1 protein-coding gene and 1 pseudogene are annotated in these 2,121 nt (G+C 70.1%); both read right to left on the bottom strand.

The window, feature by feature from the left end:
• Positions 1 to 57: 57 nt before the first annotated feature.
• Positions 58 to 1,437, bottom strand: coding sequence for an IS1380 family transposase (locus E1266_RS36960; protein ID WP_132055196.1), 1,380 nt, complete (start codon positions 1,435 to 1,437; stop codon positions 58 to 60).
• A gap of 127 nt (positions 1,438 to 1,564) precedes the next feature.
• Positions 1,565 to 1,918 (bottom strand): annotated as a pseudogene (locus tag E1266_RS38605) (IS1634 family transposase); the annotation flags it as partial.
• Positions 1,919 to 2,121: the final 203 nt, after the last annotated feature.

Genomic DNA, 2,121 nt, shown 5'->3' on the forward strand with positions numbered 1-2,121 from the left:
GGGTTCCACGGGCCCTGGGGGCTCCTTTCCGGGGTTGGTGGGGCGGCTTGTTCCTGGTCAGGGTGCGGGCAGCGTTTGCAGCCGGGTGATCGCGGTGGTGATCAGGTCGGTCCAGGGCCAGCGGTTGCTCAGCCGGAGCCGGAGCCGCCTGCCTCCACGGGCCAGACGTCCGGCGGCGGAGAAGATCCGCAGCCGTAGGCGTTTGGGTTCCCAGGTGCGGGCCGGGTGGCCGGTCAGGGCGAGCATCTGGGTCCAGGCGGTCAGTTCCGAGGCCAGCGCGACGATCTCCAGCCAGATCTGGTTGGCGGCGGCGCCGTGCAGGGGCAGGTTGCGCAGGCCGGTGTCCTTGGCGCAGCGGATGCGGTCCTCGCAGCGGGCCCGGCGGCGGTGGCGCAGCTCCAGGTCGGCGAGTTGCCCGTACTTGCCGCCGGGCCGGGTTCCGGTGACGAAACACGTGAAGCGGTGCCCGTCGATGTCGGTGAACCGCAGTTGCGCGCCGGGGTGGGGGCGTTCGCGGCGGACGATGACCCGCATGCCCTTGGGCCAGGACGACAGGTCCAGCATCCCGGTCAGCTCGGCCACCCACGCGCCGGGGCGGGGCTGCCGGTCGGCGTCGTAGGCGCACTGCCACACGTGTTCGGGCAGGGCGAGGATCGCGGTGCAGATGTCGTCGGTGAGGTTGAACCCGATCGAGTACTTGACGCGGCGGGCGGTGACCCAGTCCAGGAACTCGTGGGTGCCGCCACCCGAATCGGTCCGGATGATGACCTGTTTGTGCAGGCGGGTCGGGATCTGGTTGAGGGCCAGGCGTCCTGCGGTGATGTGGTCGGCGGCGGTGTTGGACCCGGCGTTGCCCGGCCGCAGCACCAGCGCGGCGGCCTCACCGGTCCCGCCGGGGCCGTGGTCGATGAACGCGGTCATCGGGTGATGGCCGAAGGTGCGCTTCCAGGTCGGGGCGGCCTGGTCCTTGTCGGAATGGGCGAGCACGATGGTTGCGTCCAGGTCCACCGGGATCAGCCCGCCGCCGGCGCCCGGAGCACCGGGCCCGGCCAGCGCCCAGGCCCGCTGGCGTGCCTGCGCCCGCGCTGTGCGGATCGCCCGCAACGCCGCCGGCCCGGCTTCGGCCAGGGTGGTGACCAGCCGCGACACTGTCGGATCGGAGGCCACCGGCCCGAACAACTCCGGTGAGGACCGCAGCACCGCTATGTCGGCCAGGCAGTCTCCGCCCAGTGCCAGCGTCACGGCCAGATCCGTCACGATCTTCCCCGGATCGTGCATCGCCCGCGATGCCCGCCACCGCGACAGCGCCCGCGGCAAGCCCTGGTCCAGGCCTGTCGCCCGCAGGGCCTCGATCAGCAGCAGGCCACCCGCCTGGGAGGCGATCCCCGCACCGTCCCCGGACACCACGATCTTGGCCTTGCGGCCGGTAGTCTTCACTTGGAAAGTGCTCCAGAACTTGGTGCGGACAGGACCTTCAGCAAGCCCTATCCTCCCAGTTCAGGAGCACTTTTCTCATGTCAACGACCAGCCGGAATCAACCCGCCATGAAAGCGGGAGGCTAGACCGGATCGACACCCACCTCCTCAAGGACGCGCAGGCTGTCCTGCTTGCTGGCAGGCTCGATGATCCGTGCCAGCACCAACTGCCGGAACACCTCGTCTCCGGCGGCCTCATCAAACCCCAGCACGTCGTACGCCCGCGACAACGCGTCCCACAGGTGGCCCATCCGTGACCGGGTGATCGGCAGCGGACCACCCGTCTGCGGCCCGTCGTCCAGACCGAGGTCGAGCTCACCCTGGCCTGCAGCGATCCGCTGCCGAGCTACCGCCTTCAGCAGCTCCAGCTCGACGTCGTCACGCGCCGACCCGATGTGTTCGATCTCCCGCGGTCCACGCCGCGAGGAGTACACGATCTGCACCGCCCGGGCGCCCGACGCCGTCTTCACCGTCCGCACATACGGCACGCCCACACCCTAAAAACCCCGGCTCGTTAGTGCGCACTTTTCGCCGCGACTAGAGACGAAGGCCCAGTTCAGCGCACCGGGCTCAGCCACGCACCCCGAACGTGAGCCAAGTCAGGTTTCATGAGGACCGTGCGGGGGCGAGGGGGAGAGGCGGGTGG

It is taken from the genome of Actinomadura sp. 7K534, assembly GCF_004348575.1.
GTDB lineage: Bacteria > Actinomycetota > Actinomycetes > Streptosporangiales > Streptosporangiaceae > Spirillospora > Spirillospora livida.